This is a genomic window from Rahnella sp. R3(2024), assembly GCF_042920125.1.
In the GTDB taxonomy this organism is placed as follows: Bacteria; Pseudomonadota; Gammaproteobacteria; order Enterobacterales; family Enterobacteriaceae; genus Rahnella; species Rahnella rivi.
Window position 1 is genome coordinate 4,452,184 of sequence record NZ_JBHGBU010000001.1, and the last position, 19,967, is coordinate 4,472,150.

Below are 19,967 nucleotides of genomic sequence, written 5' to 3' on the forward strand. Positions count from 1 at the left end.
TGAGATAATCGGGAAATGCACGTAACGCCGAAGATGCTGCTTCAGATCCTCAATGCCTGAAGCAGCGCCGTGGTTCAGTGTTTCGCGGTACTGATCAGTTCAAACAGCACCACCGTGCGCGAAGTACAGATGTACTCGCGTCCGAAATCGAAATTATGCTCGTTCACATCATCAGGCTGAAAGGTATCGAAAATATGCCGCCAGCTCTCGCCATGCGCCACCGAAGGCAACACAAACATCACGTCTTTGTGAGATGCGTTAAACAGCAGCAGCACGGTACTCAGGGAACCGTGGCGCAGCAGGCCGGTGGGCTGGGCGCGGCCATCGAGCAGCATGGCGATGCATTTTGCGTGCGGATCTTTCCAGGCAGCATCGGTCATTTCCGGCCCCTGCGGCTGGAACCAGCTCACGTCTTTGACGTCGAGCTTTTCATGGATCGCACCGGTCAGAAAGCGCCCGCGATGTAAAATCGGGAATCGCTTGCGCAGGGCGATCAGCCGGTAGGTGAACAGCAGCAGGGACTGGCCTTTATCGCCGATGTTCCAGTTGACCCAGGCAATCTCGGTGTCCTGACAATAGGCATTGTTATTGCCGTTTTGCGAACGGGCAAACTCATCACCGGCCAGCAGCATCGGTGTACCTTGTGAGAACAGCAGCGTCGCCAGCATATTGCGCATCTGGCGCAGGCGAAGTTCGCTGATCTCCGGATCGTCGGTCGGGCCTTCCACGCCATAGTTGGCTGAAATGTTGTTATCGCTGCCGTCTTTGCCGTTCTCCCCGTTGGCTTCGTTGTGTTTCTTCTCGTAAGACACCCAGTCGTTGAGCGTGAAGCCGTCGTGCGCGGTAATAAAGTTGACGGAGGCGTAAGGCTTACGGCCGCGATGATTGAACAGATCGGCAGAACCGGAAAGCCGCGTGGCGAACTGCGCCAGCTGGCCTTCGTCACCGCGCCAGAATTTGCGCACCGTATCGCGGAAACGATCATTCCACTCCATCCAGCCAGGCGGGAAACCGCCGACCTGATAACCGCCGGGGCCGCAATCCCAGGGTTCAGCAATCAGTTTACACTGGCTGAGGATCGGGTCCTGACGGCAGGTATCGAGAAAACCGCAGCCTTCATCAAAACCATAGCTTTCACGCCCGAGAATGGTCGCCAGGTCGAAGCGGAAACCATCCACCTGCATTTCTGTCGCCCAGTAGCGCAGCGAATCCGTGACCATCTGCAACACGCGCGGGTGGCTGAGGTTGAGCGTATTGCCGGTGCCGGTATCATTAATGTAATAGCGTTTATTGTCCGGCATCAGCCGGTAATAACTGGCGTTGTCGATGCCTTTGAAGGACAGCGTCGGGCCGAGCTCATTGCCTTCCGCCGTATGGTTGTAGACCACGTCCAGAATCACTTCGATACCCGCCGCGTGGAAAGTAGCGATCATCTGCTTGAATTCATTGACGGTGTGCGTCGCCATATATTGCGGATGCGGGGCAAAGAAGCTCAGCGTGTTATAGCCCCAGAAGTTATGCAGACCTTTATCCTGCAGGTGCCGGTCATCGGTGAAGGCGTGGATCGGCATCAGTTCAACGGACGTTACCCCCAGCGAGCGGATGTACTCGACAATGTGCGGGGTGCTCATCCCGGAAAATGTGCCGCGCAGATGCTCCGGCACCGCCGGATGGCGCATGGTGTAACCGCGCAAATGCGTTTCATAAATCAGCGTTTTTTCCCATGGAATATGCTTTTTGCGCGAGCGCGCCCAGGAGAATGCCGGGTCAATCACCCGGCATTTTGGCAGGAAAGGGGCGCTGTCCGTATTGTCGAGGTGCAAATCCTTCTTATCGCTTTGCATGTCATAGGCGAACAGGGCGTCATCCCATTTCAGGTCGCCGACAATTTGTTTGGCATACGGGTCGAGCAGAAGTTTGGCCGGGTTAAACCGGTGGCCGTCGTGAGGCGCATAGGGCCCATGCACGCGATAGGCGTAAAGCAGGCCGGGGCGGGCATCCGGCAGATAGCCATGCCAGACCTCATCGGTGTATTCCGGCAGTTCAATGACGTCGTATTGCTCTCCCTCATCATTAAAAAGGCACAGCTCCACTTTGGTGGCATTGGCGGAGAACAAGGCGAAGTTCACCCCCAGGCCGTCCCAGGTTGCGCCGAGCGGAACCGGTAATCCTTCGCGCACGCGGGTGGTATGGCCGGAATCAAAGCTTCGGACGATTTCACCGTCGCTGTAAGGATGCATGATGCGCACGCCCAGCTCATCAACAGCGATGTTGACCTGAGCATTGGAGGGTACGCTGCGGACTTCTTCCGTGGTGGCCGTCGGTTGGGTGACTTTGCCGGATCGAGGTTTTGCCATTCGTTTCACACTCCTGAGCAGGTCAGTCAGAATAAATCCTGAAAAATTGAGCGAAAAATATCCGCAGCTCAAGGGGCTGCTTGTCTGTTGCTACCAAACCAGTGTAGTTGCACTTGCGGCATTTCCCCCACCGGTAGCCGATTAACCGCAAAATCAGTGACCGCGGCGTGACAAAAAAGAGGGGTATCACGTCCTGCGCACAAGCATCAGCGTGCGGCAAACATTCCTGAATGAGGTTTTTTTGCCTCTCACCGGCAATCACTTACAGAGGCTTTACTGACTGATATTAAAGCCTTCATTCCTCACGAAAATTTTTGATGAAGTGTGATTTTCTCTTTTGAAATCAGGCTCCGATACTGGCCTCAGAGAAAGCAGCGGTGAGCGATGAGACAACGAATTTTACCCCGCGCCTGCCGTTTGCTTTCCGTCACTTACCCCCATCTTCATTACTAATCGGAGTTATGATTTATGAGCACCACCAAACAAAAATATATGGTTTCTGCTGCATGGGAAAATGCAGATGATGTCTGGTCATCGGCGTGTTTCATTGACGTATTTAATATGACGGACACCGATCTGGCGTCCGGAAAAGTAGAATTCACCATCGACAATACCCAGAGCGCTTCGGCAAACCAAAATTTCGAATTTGAAACCTGGAGCAGCCCGATCAAAGGCAAGCTGATTGACGATTGCAGCGTGATCCCGGCGGGCGGCAAAGGCCGTTTTGCTATCATGATTGGCTGTAATACCGGTGTCAGCATCGGTAATCTGCCGCGCAGCTTTAAAGTGAACGGCGAAGCCGCCGATCTGGTAGCGGATACTCAGGCGCCGACGGTGCCGGCTGACGTAAAAGCCGTTGCCGCCGGGGCCGTGACCCTCAGCCTGGTCTGGACGCCTTCAACGGATAACGTGATGGTCAGCGGTTACGAAGTCACTTATACCGATACCAAAACCAAAGTCGCCAAAACGCAAAAAACCACCAGCAGCTCCATCACCCTGGGTGGCCTGACCGCGCAAACGGCTTACAGTGTTCAGGTTCGTGCTTACGATCTGGCCGGTAACTTCTCGGCGAAATCCTCTGTACTGAATGTCACCACGGATAAAACGCTGCCGGATGCGGGAGATTACTCCTTCAACCATGCTCCGTTTATGGATTTCACCGGCTGGCCAACGCCGCGTCCGAGCGTTTTCGGCAAAGACTCCGGCCTGAAAGCTTACACGCTGGGCTTTATCACGGCTGCCGACATGAATGCCGGTGAGGGGACGCCAAATTACCGTCCTTGCTGGGGCGGCCTGGTTACCATCACCGATGGTAATGTTTCTGATTACGGTCAGGAATTTACCGGTGATGCCACTGTGTCTGATTACGGCAAAGCAGATATCGCTGCATTCCGCGCCGCAGGTGGCGATGTGGCGATTTCCTTCGGCGGGGCGAACTCCAACTTCCTCGAAGAGCACATCACGGATGTCGGCGCACTGGCTGAACTCTATCAGGGCGTGCTGGATAACTATGCCGTGACGCATATCGATTTCGATATCGAAGGCGGCGCGTTGCAGCAGACTGAAATGCTCAAACGCCTGCTGGCAACCATGGCGGTGGTGCAGAAAAACAATCCGCAGTTGCAGATTGCGTTCACGCTGCCGGTAGACGGGCAAACGTCTGATGATTCACAGGGCCTGACGTCGTTCGGTATTGATTTCGTCCGGATGGTGCATGAAAACGGGATTTCTCCGTCCCTGTTCAACGCCATGTCGATGGACTTCGGCGACGTGGCACCGCCACCGGATATGTATACCGGCGTGGAAATGTCGATGCTGGCGATGCACCGTCAGATCAAAACCGTGTTCACCGAATGGTCGGATGCCAAACTGTGGCGTCGCATTGGTGTCACCCCGATGTTTGGCATTAACGACACCGGCCCGAGCTTCACTGTCGATCACATGAAAAAGCTGATCACGCTGGCGAAGAAATACAACTTCGGCACCATCTCCGGCTGGGATGCGACCCGCGATTACAACCAGGGGCTGGAAATGTGCCATACCAGCGACCACAACAACCTGTATCAATGTACTTATGAAGGCACCGAGTCTTACGCCTACAGCAAGATCATTGCCACGTATCAACATAAGGCGGTCTGAACCGCCAGTCAGGTCAGAGGTCAGTCATTTTTTCTGTGCAGTGTAACTTCGCCGGTGTGAACTCTTCACACCGGCTTTTTTTGTCTGCATCATTCTGCAAAGCTTAACTGCTGTACATGGCCGCAGCATTGGCTGATATTCATGCTGACCCGCCGCCAACAGGGCGGGCGCTGACACTTTTTGTCGTCTTTGCCGCAGAGAAAGGAGCCTTAATGACTATCGCGTTGCTCAGCCACGTCCCGCTGGATGCTGGCTATCCTGAACGGTTTGAAGCTGCCGGTTTTACCCTGCATTTCGCCACCACGCCCGCACAGCGCGAGACGCTGGATCCGCATATCGCGCAGCAGATCCGCGCCGTACTCACCATCGGCAGTATCGGCCTGAGTGATGCGCAGATGGCAGCGTTGCCACAACTCAGTATTATCTGTGCGCAGGGAGTGGGGTATGAGCACATCGACGTGGCGGCGGCGAACGCGCGCGGTATTCACGTCACCCACGGGCCGGGCACCAATAATGCGTCAGTGGCTGACCACACGCTGGCGCTGATGCTGGCGATCACCCGGCGCATTCCGCAGTTTGATGCGGCGGTTCGCGGCGGAGAATGGAACAAGTCACGCTGGAACGTGCCGGGCATGGCAGGCAAAAAGCTCGGCGTGGTGGGGCTTGGCAATATTGGTGCGCTGATTGCGCGGCGTGCCGCCGCCGGATTTGATATGGCCATCGGTTATCACAACCGCACGCCGGTGGAAGATTCGCCGTATAGCTATTTCAGCAGCGTACGCGAACTGGCGGGCTGGGCAGATTATCTGGTAGTGGCCACGCCGGGGGGAAAGAATACCGTCAGGCTGGTGGATGCGGATGTCCTGCACGCGTTAGGGGCTGAAGGTTTTCTGATTAACATTGCACGGGGCAGCGTGGTGGATACTGCCGCGCTTATCGCCAGCCTGAAACACCATCACATCGCCGGTGCGGCGCTCGACGTGGTGGAGGGTGAACCGCAGGTGCCGCCTGAATTACTGCGGCTTGATAATCTGGTGATCACGCCGCACGTGGCGGGACGTTCGCCGGAGTCGGTCGAAAACATGCTGTCGCTGGTGCTTGCTAACCTGAACGCGCATTTCGCCGGAAAACCGGTGCTGACCGCTGTGCCTGAGTAAATCCGCCCCTGCGCCGCCGCGCTCTATAGTCGTAAAAAGCATAAGTAACCGCTTTTTCTTATTTGGCTGGCATAGCCCGAGGCCGTAACAATAGGGTTTTAGAACAGACAGAGGCGACGGCGGTGAATTTTCAACAACTCAAAATTATCAGGGAATCAGCGCGATGCAATTACAACCTGACCGAAGTGTCGAACATGTTGTTCACATCGCAGTCAGGGGTCAGCCGTCATATTCGTGAGCTGGAAGACGAGCTGGGCGTCGAGATATTCATCCGTCGCGGCAAGCGTTTGCTGGGGCTGACCGAGCCGGGTAAAGAGTTGCTGGCCGTGGCCGAGCGTATTCTTAATGAAGCGCAGAATATCCGGCGGCTGGCGGATGTGTTCTCCAAAGAGGACGCAGGCGTACTGACCATCGCCACCACACATACGCAGGCGCGGTACAGCTTGCCGAAAGTCATCAAGGCCTTTCGCGCCATTTATCCGGGCGTGCGGCTGGAACTCCATCAGGGTTCTCCTCAGGAAGTGCTGGCGATGTTGCTCGGCGGGCAGGCGGATGTGGCGATCGCCAGCGAAAAGCTGATGAACGATCCGTCAGTCGCCGCGTTTCCGTATTACCGCTGGCATCACGCCATCGTGGTACCGCAGGGGCATCCGCTGACCTTACAGCACCCGATTACCTTGCAGCATCTGAGCGAACAACCGCTGATCACCTATCGTCAGGGCATTACCGGCCGTTCGCGTCTTGATGAGGCTTTCAGCCGCGCGGCGCTCAGCCCGGATATTGTGCTCAGTGCGCAGGATTCCGACGTCATCAAAACGTACGTTGAACTGGGGCTTGGCGTGGGGATTTTGGCCGATAAAGCCTACGAAGCGGCGCGTGACACCGGGCTGCAACTGATCAACGCCGAGCATTTGTTTGAAGCCAATACGGTCTGGCTCGGGCTGAAAAGGGCGCAGCTTCAGCGTAATTATGTCTGGCGGTTTATCGAACTGTGTAATCCGGGGCTGTCGGTGAATGACATTAAGGAGAAGGTCTTTGCATCGGGGCAGGAGAGCGAGACGGTGATCGATTATCAGATTTAACGCACCGGCGCTATAAGCAGTATCAGGCGGGGCGCCATCACACGCCCCGCAGGATTTCACTTAGTCAACCGTCGAATACTTCACATAGTGATTTGAGCAGTTGAAGTGCGCCACATAGCCCAGCGTTCCGTTCGGACCTTTCGCGCTGAACGGAATGTGATAGGTTCCCTTATCCTCTTTCGCATCATCACTGATAAAGCTCAGCACCGGCACGGAAGTGCCCATATTGTCTTTATCGTTGCCCCAGTTCGGGATGCGGTTTTCCATGTAGTCACGGGTGACGGTATCAATGGCGTTGCTCTTGCTGATCTGAGCGCAGGCGCCTTCCGTTGAACGCTGCATCCACCACGGATAGACATAAACTGAGCCGAGCATCACGACCATCATCAGGAAGATAACTGAAATAATTCCGATCAAAACAACTTTACTCATAGTGCTTCCTACTCCTGAAAATTCTCAGCCAAATCATAGACTGCGCAGAACATTCGATGTTATTTATCGAAGGAAAGCGCGTATGTTACGCCAGTTGGTCAGCAGAGGTTAAGTATTATCAGCCCTTCTGTTGCATTCCGTTACAGAAGCCGGTCCCGCCACACCCTTCGCGGTGTTAGCCTTTGAGCATACCGTCATTGCACACATTGATAGCACAAGGAGTTACACATGAGTCAGCAACCTGTTGTTCAGCCCTCCACCGTTGTTGCGGTACTTGGACTGGGCGCGATGGGCCATGCGTTTGCCGCAAACCTTATCAAAAAAGGGTTTACCACCCGCGTCTGGAACCGTACGCCATCCCGCGGGGATGATCTGGTGGCCGCCGGAGCAACGCGCGGTGCAACGCCCCGTGACACCGTGGAAGGGGCCGACGTCGTTATCACGATGCTGTCCGACGGCAAGACGTCGCTGGACATCTATCAGGGGGACAACGGTGTGCTTGCCGGGCTGAAGCAGGGCGGGATTATCGCGCAGATGGGCACGCTCGGCGTTGACGCCACCGAAAGCCTGATCGCCCTGATCACACAGCTTCGCCCTGACGTAGTGTTCTTTGACGCGCCGGTGTCCGGTACCAAAGCCCCGGCAGAGCAGGCGCAAATCGTGGTGCTGGCCAGCGGTGACCGGGAAGCCGGCGCGGCGATCGAACCGGTATTTGCGGCGATCTCTAAAGCCACCAAATGGCTGGGAGAAGCCGGTCGCGCCTCTAAAATGAAGCTGGTGGTGAATGCCTGGCTGATTGCCATGATGGAAGGTATCGCCGAAACCACGCAACTGGCCGAAGAACTGGGCTTTTCTACCGACGATTTGTGGAACGTCCTGGAAGGCGGCCCGCTGGCTGCGCCTTACATCAAAGGCAAAATGGACATGTTCAAAAGCGACGATTACACCCCGCAGATGCAACTGACCTGGGCGCTGAAGGACATCAATCTGGCGCTGGACGCGGGCAGTCAGCTGAATTTACCGGTGATGAAACGCATCAGCGAAACCTGGCAGGGCGCGGTGGGTGCCGGTTACGGCGATCAGGATCTGGCGGTGGTGTACCGTTACCTCGGCAATCACTCTTTTGAATCATAACTTCGCAGTATAAATCAGAGCATCTGGCTATTGGTCACCCGCAACAGCGCTGTGTTAGCGTCACAAACAGATATCTTCTTTTCACTGATGCGGAGTGAGCAATGAGCCAGCCTTCAAGCACTATCCCTCTGATCGACTTCAGCCAGTTCTCCGGCTCACCGGAACAGCGCGAAACCTTTCTGTCAGAGTTGCGTTATGCCGCCCGCGAGATCGGCTTCTTCTATCTTAAAAACCACGGCGTTGATGCCACCTTGTTGAGTGATGTGCAAAACGCCTCACGCCAGTTCTTTGCGTTGCCGGAAGAAGAAAAGCTCTCCGTGGCGATGATCAACTCTTCACATTTTCGCGGCTATAACCGCGCGGCGTCAGAAATTACCCGCGGCCAGCCGGACTGGCGGGAACAGTTTGATCTCGGCGCAGAGCGGCCAGTATTGCCGGTCAGTGAACGCACGCCGGCATGGGCCAGATTGCAGGGGCCGAATCAGTGGCCGCAGGCGTTACCGGAACTGAGGCCGTTGCTGCTGCGCTGGCAGCGTGAAATGACGGCCATGTCATTGCGTTTACTGCGCGCTTTTGCCCTGGCGCTGAAACTGCCGGAAAACGCCTTTGACCCGCTGTATGGCGAAAAACCCAATGAACATATCAAGCTGATCCGCTATCCGGGGCGTCCGGAGGGCGAGGGCAATCAGGGCGTCGGTGCACACAAAGATTCAGGATTTCTCAGTTTCTTATTGCAGGACGATCAGCGCGGATTGCAGGTCGAAGTGGAAGAAAATCAGTGGGTAGACGCCTTGCCGGTGCCGGGTACGCTGGTGGTGAATATCGGCGAACTGCTCGAACTCGCCACTAACGGCTATCTGCGCGCCACGGTACACCGCGTGGTGTCTCCGCCTGCTGCCGGTGAACGTTTATCGCTGGCCTTTTTCCTCGGCGCGCAACTTGATGCCGTGGTACCGCTGTTTCCGTTACCGGCGGAACTGGCGAAAGAAGCGCGCGGTGAGGCCAGCGATCCCCTCAATCCGCTGTTCCGCGATGTGGGCTTCAACTATCTGAAAGGGCGGCTGCGCTCACATCCCGACGTGGCGCAGCGCTACTATGCCGACGTCACGGGCTGATCAGATTTTCGGAGCACGAGCCGTATCAATACTGACTACCGCTGACATCCCCGGCCGCAGGCGATCGCTCTGTGGCTGACCAGGCTCCAGCTCAATCCGCACCGCGATGCGCTGGGCGATTTTGGTGAAGTTACCGATCGCGTTGTCGGCTTTCAGCACGCTGAATTCCGACCCCGCCGCCGGGGCAATGCGCACCACATGGCCTTTAAACGTATGATCGTCAAGCGCATCCACGGTAAACGAGGCCGGTGTGCCGACCGTCATCGCGGCCAGCTGACGCTCTTTAAAGTTGGCAGTCACCCAGACCATTTTCGGTGTGATCGACGTCATTTGCGTCCCGGCTGTCACATACTGGCCTAAACGCGCGCTGATTTCGCCGAGCTGACCATCAGAGGGCGCAACAATCCGGGTGTGCAGCAGATTGATTTTCGCCACTTCCACCTTCGCCTGCGCGGCCTTCAGGGCGGCGGCCAGCGACGCTTTATTGGCATCCACCAGAGACAGATCCTGACGGGCGATATTGACCGATGCCCGCGCTTTGGCGACACTGGCTTTGCTGGTCAGCAGGGCCGCATGTAACTCATCACCGAGGGTTTTGGACACCAGACCTTTTGCCAGCAGGGAACTGTTACGGCCGGTATCCAGTGCGGCTTTGCTTTCGCCCGCCATTGCGCTTTGCAGTTCCGCCTCGGCCAGTTGCAGGCTTGCGGCGCTGGAGGCACGATTTTGCTCAAAATTCTGCAAGGTCACCTGTTGCTGTGCGGCGGCAGCCTCAGCCTGCAATAACTCCTGACGGTAGGTGCTGTCGTCGATCATAAACAGCAGATCGCCTTTTTTTACCGGCATGAAATCCTGAACCTTGACCTCGGTAATGTACCCCGAAACCTGCGGGCTGAGCAGGGTGACATTGCCCCGCACGTAGGCGTTATCGGTGGATTCCACCTGCGAGCTGAACGGAAATAACTGCCAGCTGTACAACACCAGCATCACGCCCGCCATACCAAGACAAAGCACCACCCAAATCGACGGATAACGAAATACATTTTTCATCACTTTTCCCGCATTACTCTTATAGTTCGATAATAGAAACGAATGAATTACGCCACCGCATCAGCGGCTTCGCGTTTTTTGTCCTGGATCCGGCCGGCAATAATGTGCGCGCAGAGAACCGCAAAGCAGCCGAGCGACATATAAAACACCACCATGAACACATCGTTGTAGGCCAGCAGCCCGGCCTGCTGGCTCACTTTCAGGCTCAGTTGCATCACCGCTTCGGCGCTCAGTTGTGTGCCATCATTGAGCGACGGTTTCAGCAAATGGCTGTATTGCGAAAGCCGCTCGACCACCAGCGGGTTTTGCAGCGATATTCCTTCGGTCAGGACGCTGGAGTGAAACTTCTCCCGCAGAATTTGAATCGTCCCCAGAAAAGCGCCGCCCACCTGCGCACCGACGTTTTGCGTTGAGAGAAACACCAGCACGAAACTGATGATCTGGCTCTGACCGTATTGCAGTGCGCGGATAAAACCGAGCCATAAAGAGGTCGGCAGGAAGATCGCGCCGCCAAACGCAATCATGCCCTGAGTCAGATAAAACTGTTCAGGGCGGGTGTCCGTGGTCGAATGGGCGTCCAGCCAGGCCGCAACGGCAATCAGCGCGATTGAAAACAGATGGATGTAAACAATCCGGTTCGCCTTGTGGATGATGCTGACAAACACCAGACCGGCAAAGGTCGCGGCCAGAATGATGCAGAAAAGCGTCACCAGCTGATCGTTAAGCAATCCGAACAGATTCAGAAAGCCCACCATGCCGGTGGTTTGTTCGGAAAGCAGCATGCGCACGAACAGCATTGAGCCGGTAAACAGCAACATTTCCGGCGTCATCAGCCAGCGTAAATCGATAATCGGATTCTTACGGCGCAGCTCGACCATAAACGACAGCGTCAGCGCAATGATCCCGACCACCAGCACTTCGCCAATCCACGCTTTTTCCTGCCACCAGTAATAGCGGCCCATGGTCAGCACCACCGACATACAGGCCACGGCGGTGGCAATCAGCGGATAACTGATCCAGTCGGTGCGCTCGAACACTTTCACCCGTGGCGGATGCGTCAGCGGCAGGATCCAGATGATCGCCAGACAGATCAGCGACAGTCCGGATTCCAGCATCGTCAGCTGGTGCCAGTGCCCGAGATCGAGCAGATGCGGCGAAATGATGCGGGAAATAGGCAACGAAATCTGGCTGCCCGCCAGCCCGAAACATAATCCCGCCGTAAGCTTTTTGGCGGGCGGGAAAATTTCAAACATGTAAAACAACGCCAGCGGCCCGAGCGATGCCATCGCAAAACCCATCACGGCGCGCACGGCCACGGCCGTCTGAAAATCATGGGTAAACATCTGCGCCATCGACGCAAACGCAAAGAACAACAGGCCGTATTCCCCAAAACGACGGAACCCGAACTGGGTGCGGATTTTGTACAGCAGAATAGTGCCGGTGACGCTGGTGGCGGTGTACGCGGCGATCAGCCAGTAACTCTCCACGTTAGAAATGCCCAGCGATCCCTGTATCCCCGGCAGATTGGAGCCGACAAGGTTGATGCCAAGCCCCTGCGTCATACCGATTATCAGCGACGCCATCACGTAAACCGCAATCCGCAGACGCGGAAAACGCATCAGCCAGTGGCTGACCTGCACCGCAAAAGGATGGTGCGTGGAGGGCGGAACCGAGGCGGTTTCCGGTGGCGCAGGCGTCTCTTGTGCGGCGGATGCATCCTGTTGAGTCAATTCACCGGCGTCCTGCCGGATATCAGAATCAGAACGCGTCGTCATCGTTGTGCCATGTAAGTCGTTACCCAACTAGTTTGTAGCTTGCTACATAATGTAGTGAGGCATTTCAAATGTGTCTAGCTCAATTATTCATATCAGTGATATTTACAAATGCGAATAGCGAATAACCAATCAATGACAGACGTGATTATTGCGGAGAAAACGACGGGGCAGGAAAGGGGAAAACGCCACTCAAAGCGCGGCGATATTGGCAGTAATAGCAGCGAGAACGTCACGGGCGACGGCGATATTGTTTTCAGGAATGCCTTCCATCACGCGAATTAAAATGTCATCCGTCATACTGCGCACCTGATTCGCCAGTTCGGTCCCGGTTTGGGTCAGTTTGATGTCTTTTGAACGGCGATCGTTTTCGCCAGGGCAACGTTCCAGCAAACCGAGTTGTGCAAGGCTGTCAAACAGGCGGATTGCAGTAGGGTGCTCAACTTCCAGCAACGCCGTCAGCTCGCCCTGTGGCAAACGTCCTTTGGCGGCTTCGAGATGCAATAAAACCTGCCCGCGCGCGAGAGTCAGCCCGATGGTTTTGAAACGGGCATCGCAGTAAGTGCGCAACTGACGGCCAATATGAATGGTTTCCGGGAGGAAGCGCAGGGTAGGCGAAGCGGCTTCCGGGCGGGGGTGTAATGTGGTCACAGGATCCTCACAGTCGGTACTTTTGATGGCGTCAGGTTAGCAGGATATGTGACTTTTGCCACAAAAGAGAGGAATGAGGTGAAAATTTGAGACAACAGGAAGGCATAAAACCGCGACGATAATCTGTGTTTATCAGTTTCAGAAAGGTATTATTTTTAAAGCAATAAAAAACACATATGACCTACTCTGGAGAATAAATCATGCAACCTGTCATCAATATGATCACGCTTGGCGTTAAAGATTTGGCCGTCGCCACGGAGTTTTATCAACACGGATTAGGCTTTCCAAAAGTCGTTATCGATTCCGACGGAGTGAGTTTCTTTGAGCTGGCAGGGGCGTGGTTATCGCTGTTTCCGTGGGAGGAGCTGGCGAAAGATGCACAGGTGAGTGCCAGCGGTGAAGGTTTTCGCGGTATGGCGCTGGCGCAAACCGTTGCCAGCGAAGCGAAGGTGGATGCAATCCTCAGGCAGGCAGTCAAAGCCGGAGGCACGCTAATCAAGCCAGGCCAGAAAGTGTTCTGGGGCGGATATTCCGGCTATTTCGCCGATCCGGACGGACATCTGTGGGAAATAGCCTATAACCCGTTTATGAACATCGGGCCGAAGGAAGAGTAAACGGGCAGGGCTTTCATCAGCGCATTTGAAGAAAACGCATCTGCTTAGTTACAACATACAGGTTATGGCGTTTAAAATTATCATCGTCGTCTGTGGTATCAGGCAACATGCTTATTACATGACGTTGCCTGATAAAGTTTAGCAGAAACAGAGGGTTATAAACCGCGTTTTTCCATCATTACCGCCAGATCAACCAGGCGGTTTGAGAATCCCCATTCGTTATCGTACCAGGCTAAAATTTTCACCAGTTTGCCGCCGATAACCAGGGTGGAAAGCCCATCGATGATGGAAGAGCGCGGATCTCCACGATAATCGCTCGAGACAAGCGGTTCATCACTGTACCCGAGGATGCCTTTCAGCGGGCCGGATTCAGCCGCCTGACGGAACGCCGCATTGATTTCTTCAACCGTCGCTTCACGTTTCAGGTTCACCGTCAGATCGACAATCGATACCACCGGAACCGGTACGCGCAGGGAATAACCGGTCATACGGCCGGCGAGTTCCGGGATCACTTTACCGATGGCCTTCGCCGCGCCGCTGGAATACGGCACAATCGACACAGCCGCGGCACGCGCACCGCGTAAATCTTTTTCCGGCTGGTCGTGAAGCGCCTGACTGTTCGTGTAAGCGTGGGTGGTATTCATTAAACCATGCTCAATCCCGAAGGTCTGATGAAGAACCTGCGCCGCCGGAGCCAGACCGTTAGTGGTGCAACTGCCATTACTGACGACTTTGTGTTTAGCCGGGTCATACTGATCATCATTAACGCCCAGTACGAGAGTGATGTCCTCATCCTTACCCGGTGCGGAAATGATCACACGCTTCGCGCCGCCGTGCGTAATGTGCACTTCGGCTTTGGCTTTATCCGTAAAGAAACCGGTGGCTTCAATCACGATATCCACCCCTGCGCTGCTCCACGGAATCGCGGCCGGATCTCTTTCTGAGAATACGCGAACCGTTTTGCCGTCCACCCGTAACTCGCCTTCGCCTGCTTCGACGGTGGCGTTTAACGTGCCTGCGAGAGAATCATATTTAAGAAGATGGGCAAGGGTTTTACTGTCGGTGAGATCGTTGATCGCCACCACCTGAAAGTCATCGCGTCCCAGAGCGGCGCGCAAGACATTTCGACCAATTCTGCCGAATCCATTGATACCAACGTTGACCATGATGCACTCCTTAGTTTACGGAACTGCATTCACTGTATGCCGGTCGCATGATGGCGTAAATGACAATAAAAGATCTATTTACGCCAATTTGCGCGAACAGAAACGGTCGCGATATTCAGAAGGGGTAAGTTGCAAATTTCGTTCGAAAACACGGCGCAGATTCAACCCGCCACCGAAACCGGTCATCAGGGCAATCTGTTCAATGCCCAGCGTGGTTTGTTCCAGTTTCTGTCTGGCGGCATTCAGGCGGATCTCCTCGACATATCTGGCCGGCGTGACGCCGGTTTCACGGGTAAAGACGCGGGTGAAATTACGCGGGCTCATGGCGACACGTTCAGCCATTTTCTCCACGGACAAATCCGCCGTAAGATTCTCCGGTAGCCAACATTGAAGATCGCGGACAGGGCCTTCAGCGGCCTCGTTTAACAAGTACCGGCTGAACTGAGCCTGATTGCCGGGCCTGCGCAGAAACATCACCAGGTCCTGTGCCACGTCGCGAGCCAGGCTATAACCGTGATCATCCTCGATAAGGGCGAGGGTGAGATCAAATCCTGAACTGACGCCGCCGGACGTCCATACGTTGCCGTCCTGAACATAGATCGGCCCGCGCTCGACAATGATGGAAGGGTATGTCGATTGCAAAGTATCGAGTAGCCGCCAGTGCGTGGTTGCATGGCGACAATCAAGAAGCCCGGTTTGAGCCAGCAACATCGCGCCGCCGCAAATAGAAACCACGCGTCCGGCATGAGGCGCCGCACGCTTCAGCCACTGAACCACATCCGAACCTTCTTCTTCGGTCAGGCCTTTGCCGGTGATAAGGACAGTATCGCGCGGAACCTGCGGGTCGAGATCGCACAAACGATGATCGGCCAGCAGATTTAGCCCTGAAACCCCATGAACGACGCGGTGCGGTTGCGTTGTTGCCACCGTGACCTGATAAGCCGGTTTTGGATCGTCTTCAGACCTCAGGCGATTTGCCTGCATCAGAATATCGGCGATACCGGCCGCTTCAAATAACATGCCCCCGTCAGGGACGATAATCAGAAATGTATGCATGGCATTAAAAATACTTTCTGTACTAAATAAGTCAAGGAACGCTGCCTGAAAATCAAAAAGAGCAGGGCGCAGCGAGTAACATTTCTCGGACAATCATCCGTCAGTCACTCGCAATTTCTGTAAAAACGCCAATTAATACATGACCCTCCGTGTCGATAGAGGTATCTTGTCTGCGCCATTAATCCCTCCAGCTAAACACGGGTATTTCATGACGTCATTACTCAAAAATCCGACCCGCGCAGGCATACTGATTATGCTGATGATCCTGGCTGGCTGCTCGGGAAAACCACACTATAAAAAATATGACTCGCACGCTTTTGACGATGAAATTGAAGATGCCGCTGACAAATACAAAGTTGACCGAAAACTGGTGAAAGCCATTATTCAGGTCGAATCCAGCTACAATCCGAAAGCGGTAAGCCCTTCAAATGCCATCGGTTTGATGCAACTGAAAGCCTCTACCAGCGGCTGCGACGCTTACCGTTATAAAGGAAAACGGGGTTGCCCGGACGATGATGATTTGCTGGATCCTGAAACCAATATTGATTTGGGCACGGCATATATCAGCGCATTACAGCATCAGCAACTAAACTGGATTAATGATCCGGTCACACGCCGTTACGCCACAGAAGTGGCTTATGCCAATGGTGCGGGAGCATTGCTGCGGACATTTTCCAGCAACCGCCAGACCGCCATCAGCCTGATCAACCAGCTTTCACCGGAAGCATTTCACTGGCATGTCCGTCAGTACCATCCGGCAGCGCAGGCGCCAAGATACATGGCGAAAGTTGAAAAGGTTTACGCGGGTTTATAACGAATAACACATCACATCAGAGAGTGCGCTACGTAAAATCTGCAGCATTATGGTACTGCTCATTTCTCAGATTTCACGTAGCGCGATCATTTCACATGACGAATTTTTGCCGATAAAGAGGAAATCTCATGACAGGTAATATGTTTGCTGATTTTCCCCATGATGTCGCCAGCCGAAATGCCGAATCCTTCGAAGCCTTGTTAACGCATCAAGACGTACGCATCGAGCGGATCATTTCAACCGGTCAGTCGAGCCCGCCGGATTTCTGGTATTGCCAGCCACAAAGCGAGTGGGTGATACTGATGCAAGGTTCGGCAGGTTTGCGACTTGAGCACGAACCGGATGAACGTGTTTTACAAGCCGGGGACTTTATGAATATTCCCGCATACTGCAAACACCGCGTCGAATGGACAGACGCGAAAGAAACCACGATCTGGCTGGCCATTCATTATGGTGATGAAAAGCCAGAGAATAAGGCAGGTGAGGTGTCACGGTAACGGGTTAAAGAATGGAAAGCTCAAATGCAGTTCCTATTTAACATAATCATGATTATGCGCACCGAAGTTGTAAGTCCCATTTGATAATGTCACTTTTTAGCTAGTTTATAATGTCACCCAGATACGGCGCATTTTTCCACCTTTCTGGGAGATCTCTTCTGATGCTGGTAACCATGTCCAATAAAGAACTTCACCGCTTGCCGGTGATCCAGGCCGTTGTTGAAAAGCGCCTGCGTCGCCGTGATGCCGCCTCTCAGCTGGATCTCACTGAACGTCAGGTACAGCGTCTGATGAACCGCTTCCGGGAGTCCGGTGCTGCCGGGCTGACGAACACTCGTCGCGGTATGCCCGGAACTCATCGCGTTGATGTTGCACTGCGCCATCGGATACTGACGCTGCTACGTGAAAATTACGTCGGTTTTGGCCCCACACTTGCCGCAGAAAAGCTTCAGGAGCGCCATGGGATTTCCGTTTCTGTCGAGACGTTGCGCTGCTGGATGACTGCCGACGGTCTCTGGGTGCCGCATGCCCATCGGCGACCGCGAGTTTATCAGCCCCGTTATCGACGCGACTGTTTGGGTGAACTCATTCAAATCGACGGTTCACACCACGACTGGTTTGAAGGACGTGCCTCCAAGTGCTGCCTGTTGGTGCAGGGTAAACCATAATAAAAACATGGACTTTAAGTGCCCTTTCTAACTTGCAGATCAAGGTGACACTTTAAAACTGCATTGACAGAGGCTGTAGTAGCTAAATTGAGATGTCCGCTTATGGCAAAGTTAAAATGTCTGCTTTATTGTCGTTCTTTAGCCTGTCTGCCTGTCAGATTTTTGCCTGATTGACCCTTGTAGAAAGTTCCTGATGGTTTTCTTTCCTTTCGCTGTAGCGGTCCGCCAGATAAGCTGCATGCCCTTTCAGGATTAACGTAATTTTGAACAACTCTTCGGCAACGTCCACAATTCTGTCATACCAGGCTGAGGGTTTCATGCGTCCTTCATCATCAAATTCCTGCCATGCCTTTGGCACTGACGACTGATTGGGAATGGTGAACATACGCATCCAGCGGCCAAGTATCCGCATCTGATTTACCGTGTTAAATGACTGTGAGCCGCCACAAACCTGCATCACGGCCAGCGTTTTACCCTGGGACGGACGAACAGCACCTTCACTCAAGGGTATCCAGTCAATCTGGGCCTTCATCACCGAACTCATGGCTCCATGCCTTTCCGGAGAACTCCAGACCATTCCATCACACCACCTGACCAGTTCGCGGAGTTCAAGCACTTTAGGATGACTGTCCGGCGCATCATCAGGTAACGGCAGGCCAGATGGATTAAATATTTTCACCTCAGCGCCCATCCTTGCCAGCAACCGCCCCGCCTCTTCTGCTACAAAACGGCTGTAGGAACGTTCTCGTACCGATCCGTAAAGGATAAGAATACGCGGCATGGTTTCAGCGCCGTTCAGTAGATTACTGGCAATGGCCTCATCAAAGCACCCCGGTTCTATTGCTGGTAAGCGCGTCATAAAAAACTCTCCCTTTTGTAAGCTATGCTTTAAAATTTATCACATATGAAATATCATATGTATTGTTAATTTTATCGAGGTTAAGCATGCTACAGCCTGTTCAGCTTTTTAAACTGCTCGCCGATGAAACCCGTTCGACTATCTTACTGCTTCTCAGGGAATCCGGAGAAATGTGCGTCTGTGACATCTGTGGTGCCACAAACGAGTCTCAGCCAAAAATTTCCCGCCACATGGCTCTTTTGCGTGAGTCAGAGCTGGTCATCGACCGCCGTGAAGGAAAATGGGTGCATTACCGACTGTCACCCCATATGCCTGCATGGGCTGCCGGAATCATTGACATAGCCTGGAACTGTGAACGCGAACACATACGCAACAAGCTCCATAGCGCAGCATCGTCCTCGTGCTAAAGTCGATGTATATATACGAATAAGCAAATATGAATGGGGTTTCTGATGTTACTGGCTGGAGTTATCTTTTTGTGGCCGCAGGGTTTATCGCTGACACGGCCAGCCTGCCGCTGATTGTCTCGAATCTGGTGAACATCGTCTCAGCGGATTTCTTTAAGCTTGGTTTCTCAGAATATGCAGCCGTGATGGTGCCGGTAAACCTGGCGGCCATTGCGACTACGCTTGTGATGTTGCATCTGTATTTCCGCAAAGACATTCCTGCCGTTTACGACGTTTCCCTGCTGAAAGAACCAAAAGATGCGATCCGTGATTTCGCGACTTTTAAAACCGGCTGGCTGGTTCTGGTTTTGCTTCTGGTGGGGTTCTTTGGGCTGGAGCCGCTGGGCGTTCCTGTCAGTCTGGTCGCGGCTGTTGGTGCCCTGCTCCTGTTTGCTGTGGCGAAGAAAGGTCATGCCATTAACACAGGCAAGGTGTTACGAGGTGCGCCATGGCAAATCGTTATCTTCTCGCTGGGTATGTACCTGTTGGTCTACGGATTACAAAACGCCGGACTGACCCATTATCTTTCATCTGTGTTAAATCAGCTGGCAGAGCAAGGATTATGGGCGGCAACGCTGGGTACTGGCTTCCTGACAGCCTTCCTGTCCTCTGTAATGAACAATATGCCGACCGTGCTGGTCGGGGCACTGTCGATTGATGGCAGTACAGCAACCGGTGTTATCAAAGAAGCGATGATTTACGCCAACATCATCGGTAGCGATCTGGGGCCTAAAATCACCCCTATCGGCAGCCTGGCAACATTGCTGTGGCTGCATGTTCTTTCGCAGAAAAACATCAAAATTACCTGGGGATATTACTTCCGGGTAGGAATTGTCATGACGATCCCCGTACTGTTTGTCACGCTGGTAGCACTGGCACTGCGGTTGTCTGTATCACACTCACTCTTAAACCCATAACCCCAGAATGAGTCGCTTCCGGGGTTCAACCAGAGATCATG

17 protein-coding genes and 2 pseudogenes are annotated in these 19,967 nt (G+C 54.0%); 11 read left to right on the plus strand and 8 right to left on the minus strand.

What is annotated here, in order from left to right; all coding sequences use genetic code 11:
• Positions 1 to 74: 74 nt before the first annotated feature.
• Positions 75 to 2,357 (minus strand): glycogen debranching protein GlgX, encoded by a 2,283-nt coding sequence (gene glgX, locus ABSH60_RS20190; protein WP_056770644.1) that lies wholly within the window; start codon positions 2,355 to 2,357, stop codon positions 75 to 77.
• A gap of 468 nt (positions 2,358 to 2,825) precedes the next feature.
• Here glgX and ABSH60_RS20195 point away from each other — a divergent pair, with 468 nt between their 5' ends.
• The 3 genes from ABSH60_RS20195 to cbl all read left to right on the plus strand — a co-directional run bounded on the left by ABSH60_RS20195 (position 2,826) and on the right by cbl (position 6,735).
• Positions 2,826 to 4,496 (plus strand): fibronectin type III domain-containing protein, encoded by a 1,671-nt coding sequence (locus ABSH60_RS20195; RefSeq protein ID WP_390975548.1) that lies wholly within the window; start codon positions 2,826 to 2,828, stop codon positions 4,494 to 4,496.
• 212 nt (positions 4,497 to 4,708) lie between these two features.
• Positions 4,709 to 5,653, plus strand: coding sequence for an NAD(P)-dependent oxidoreductase (locus ABSH60_RS20200; RefSeq protein ID WP_390975550.1), 945 nt, complete (start codon positions 4,709 to 4,711; stop codon positions 5,651 to 5,653).
• 122 nt (positions 5,654 to 5,775) lie between these two features.
• A complete protein-coding gene (cbl, locus tag ABSH60_RS20205; RefSeq protein WP_056770637.1) occupies positions 5,776 to 6,735 on the plus strand; it encodes an HTH-type transcriptional regulator Cbl in 960 nt (319 codons plus the stop codon).
• A gap of 60 nt (positions 6,736 to 6,795) precedes the next feature.
• On the opposite strand, the gene ABSH60_RS20210 is transcribed toward cbl, so the two are convergent.
• The gene (locus ABSH60_RS20210) at positions 6,796 to 7,167 is read right to left on the minus strand and encodes a YebF family protein (RefSeq protein WP_183847087.1); all 372 of its coding nucleotides are present in this window, start codon (positions 7,165 to 7,167) and stop codon (positions 6,796 to 6,798) included.
• Positions 7,168 to 7,395: 228 nt separating this feature from the next.
• Between ABSH60_RS20210 and ABSH60_RS20215 the strand changes: the two genes are divergently transcribed.
• Together ABSH60_RS20215 and ABSH60_RS20220 are read left to right on the plus strand one after the other, a co-directional pair.
• Positions 7,396 to 8,301 carry an NAD(P)-binding domain-containing protein gene (locus ABSH60_RS20215; protein ID WP_390975552.1) on the plus strand — a complete coding sequence of 302 codons (906 nt, stop codon included), beginning with the start codon at positions 7,396 to 7,398 and terminating at the stop codon, positions 8,299 to 8,301.
• A gap of 101 nt (positions 8,302 to 8,402) precedes the next feature.
• On the plus strand, positions 8,403 to 9,416 hold the full coding sequence (locus tag ABSH60_RS20220) for an isopenicillin N synthase family oxygenase (RefSeq protein WP_056770626.1): 1,014 nt from the start codon (positions 8,403 to 8,405) through the stop codon (positions 9,414 to 9,416).
• Here the strand turns inward: ABSH60_RS20220 and ABSH60_RS20225 are convergent, their stop codons facing one another.
• The 3 genes from ABSH60_RS20225 to ABSH60_RS20235 form a co-directional block, all read right to left on the minus strand.
• The gene (locus tag ABSH60_RS20225; protein ID WP_390975555.1) at positions 9,417 to 10,466 is read right to left on the minus strand and encodes an efflux RND transporter periplasmic adaptor subunit; all 1,050 of its coding nucleotides are present in this window, start codon (positions 10,464 to 10,466) and stop codon (positions 9,417 to 9,419) included.
• Positions 10,467 to 10,513: 47 nt separating this feature from the next.
• Positions 10,514 to 12,241 carry an MFS transporter gene (locus ABSH60_RS20230; RefSeq protein WP_390975557.1) on the minus strand — a complete coding sequence of 576 codons (1,728 nt, stop codon included), beginning with the start codon at positions 12,239 to 12,241 and terminating at the stop codon, positions 10,514 to 10,516.
• A 189-nt stretch (positions 12,242 to 12,430) separates the two neighbouring features.
• Positions 12,431 to 12,889: a MarR family transcriptional regulator gene (locus ABSH60_RS20235; protein WP_390975559.1), complete on the minus strand. Its 459-nt coding sequence runs from the start codon at positions 12,887 to 12,889 to the stop codon at positions 12,431 to 12,433.
• A gap of 200 nt (positions 12,890 to 13,089) precedes the next feature.
• Here ABSH60_RS20235 and ABSH60_RS20240 point away from each other — a divergent pair, with 200 nt between their 5' ends.
• Positions 13,090 to 13,503, plus strand: coding sequence for a VOC family protein (locus ABSH60_RS20240; protein ID WP_122095298.1), 414 nt, complete (start codon positions 13,090 to 13,092; stop codon positions 13,501 to 13,503).
• Positions 13,504 to 13,658: 155 nt separating this feature from the next.
• On the opposite strand, the gene gap is transcribed toward ABSH60_RS20240, so the two are convergent.
• Together gap and ABSH60_RS20250 are read right to left on the minus strand one after the other, a co-directional pair.
• The gene (gap, locus tag ABSH60_RS20245) at positions 13,659 to 14,669 is read right to left on the minus strand and encodes a type I glyceraldehyde-3-phosphate dehydrogenase (protein WP_183847097.1); all 1,011 of its coding nucleotides are present in this window, start codon (positions 14,667 to 14,669) and stop codon (positions 13,659 to 13,661) included.
• 78 nt (positions 14,670 to 14,747) lie between these two features.
• The gene (locus tag ABSH60_RS20250) at positions 14,748 to 15,725 is read right to left on the minus strand and encodes a helix-turn-helix domain-containing protein (RefSeq protein ID WP_390975562.1); all 978 of its coding nucleotides are present in this window, start codon (positions 15,723 to 15,725) and stop codon (positions 14,748 to 14,750) included.
• 208 nt (positions 15,726 to 15,933) lie between these two features.
• Between ABSH60_RS20250 and ABSH60_RS20255 the strand changes: the two genes are divergently transcribed.
• The 3 genes and pseudogenes from ABSH60_RS20255 to ABSH60_RS20265 form a co-directional block, all read left to right on the plus strand.
• A complete protein-coding gene (locus tag ABSH60_RS20255; protein ID WP_056770600.1) occupies positions 15,934 to 16,539 on the plus strand; it encodes a transglycosylase SLT domain-containing protein in 606 nt (201 codons plus the stop codon).
• A 128-nt stretch (positions 16,540 to 16,667) separates the two neighbouring features.
• Positions 16,668 to 17,036 carry a cupin gene (locus ABSH60_RS20260; RefSeq protein WP_390975564.1) on the plus strand — a complete coding sequence of 123 codons (369 nt, stop codon included), beginning with the start codon at positions 16,668 to 16,670 and terminating at the stop codon, positions 17,034 to 17,036.
• 173 nt (positions 17,037 to 17,209) lie between these two features.
• Positions 17,210 to 17,689 (plus strand): annotated as a pseudogene (locus tag ABSH60_RS20265) (helix-turn-helix domain-containing protein); the annotation flags it as partial.
• Between the two features lie 169 nt (positions 17,690 to 17,858).
• Here ABSH60_RS20265 and arsH read toward each other — a convergent pair.
• Positions 17,859 to 18,563, minus strand: coding sequence for an arsenical resistance protein ArsH (gene arsH, locus ABSH60_RS20270; protein ID WP_390975566.1), 705 nt, complete (start codon positions 18,561 to 18,563; stop codon positions 17,859 to 17,861).
• 86 nt (positions 18,564 to 18,649) lie between these two features.
• Here arsH and ABSH60_RS20275 point away from each other — a divergent pair, with 86 nt between their 5' ends.
• Both ABSH60_RS20275 and arsB read left to right on the plus strand, forming a co-directional pair.
• Positions 18,650 to 18,970: a metalloregulator ArsR/SmtB family transcription factor gene (locus tag ABSH60_RS20275; protein ID WP_217203597.1), complete on the plus strand. Its 321-nt coding sequence runs from the start codon at positions 18,650 to 18,652 to the stop codon at positions 18,968 to 18,970.
• A gap of 71 nt (positions 18,971 to 19,041) precedes the next feature.
• Positions 19,042 to 19,926 (plus strand): annotated as a pseudogene (gene arsB / locus ABSH60_RS20280) (arsenite/antimonite efflux transporter); the annotation flags it as partial.
• Positions 19,927 to 19,967 lie beyond the last annotated feature (41 nt).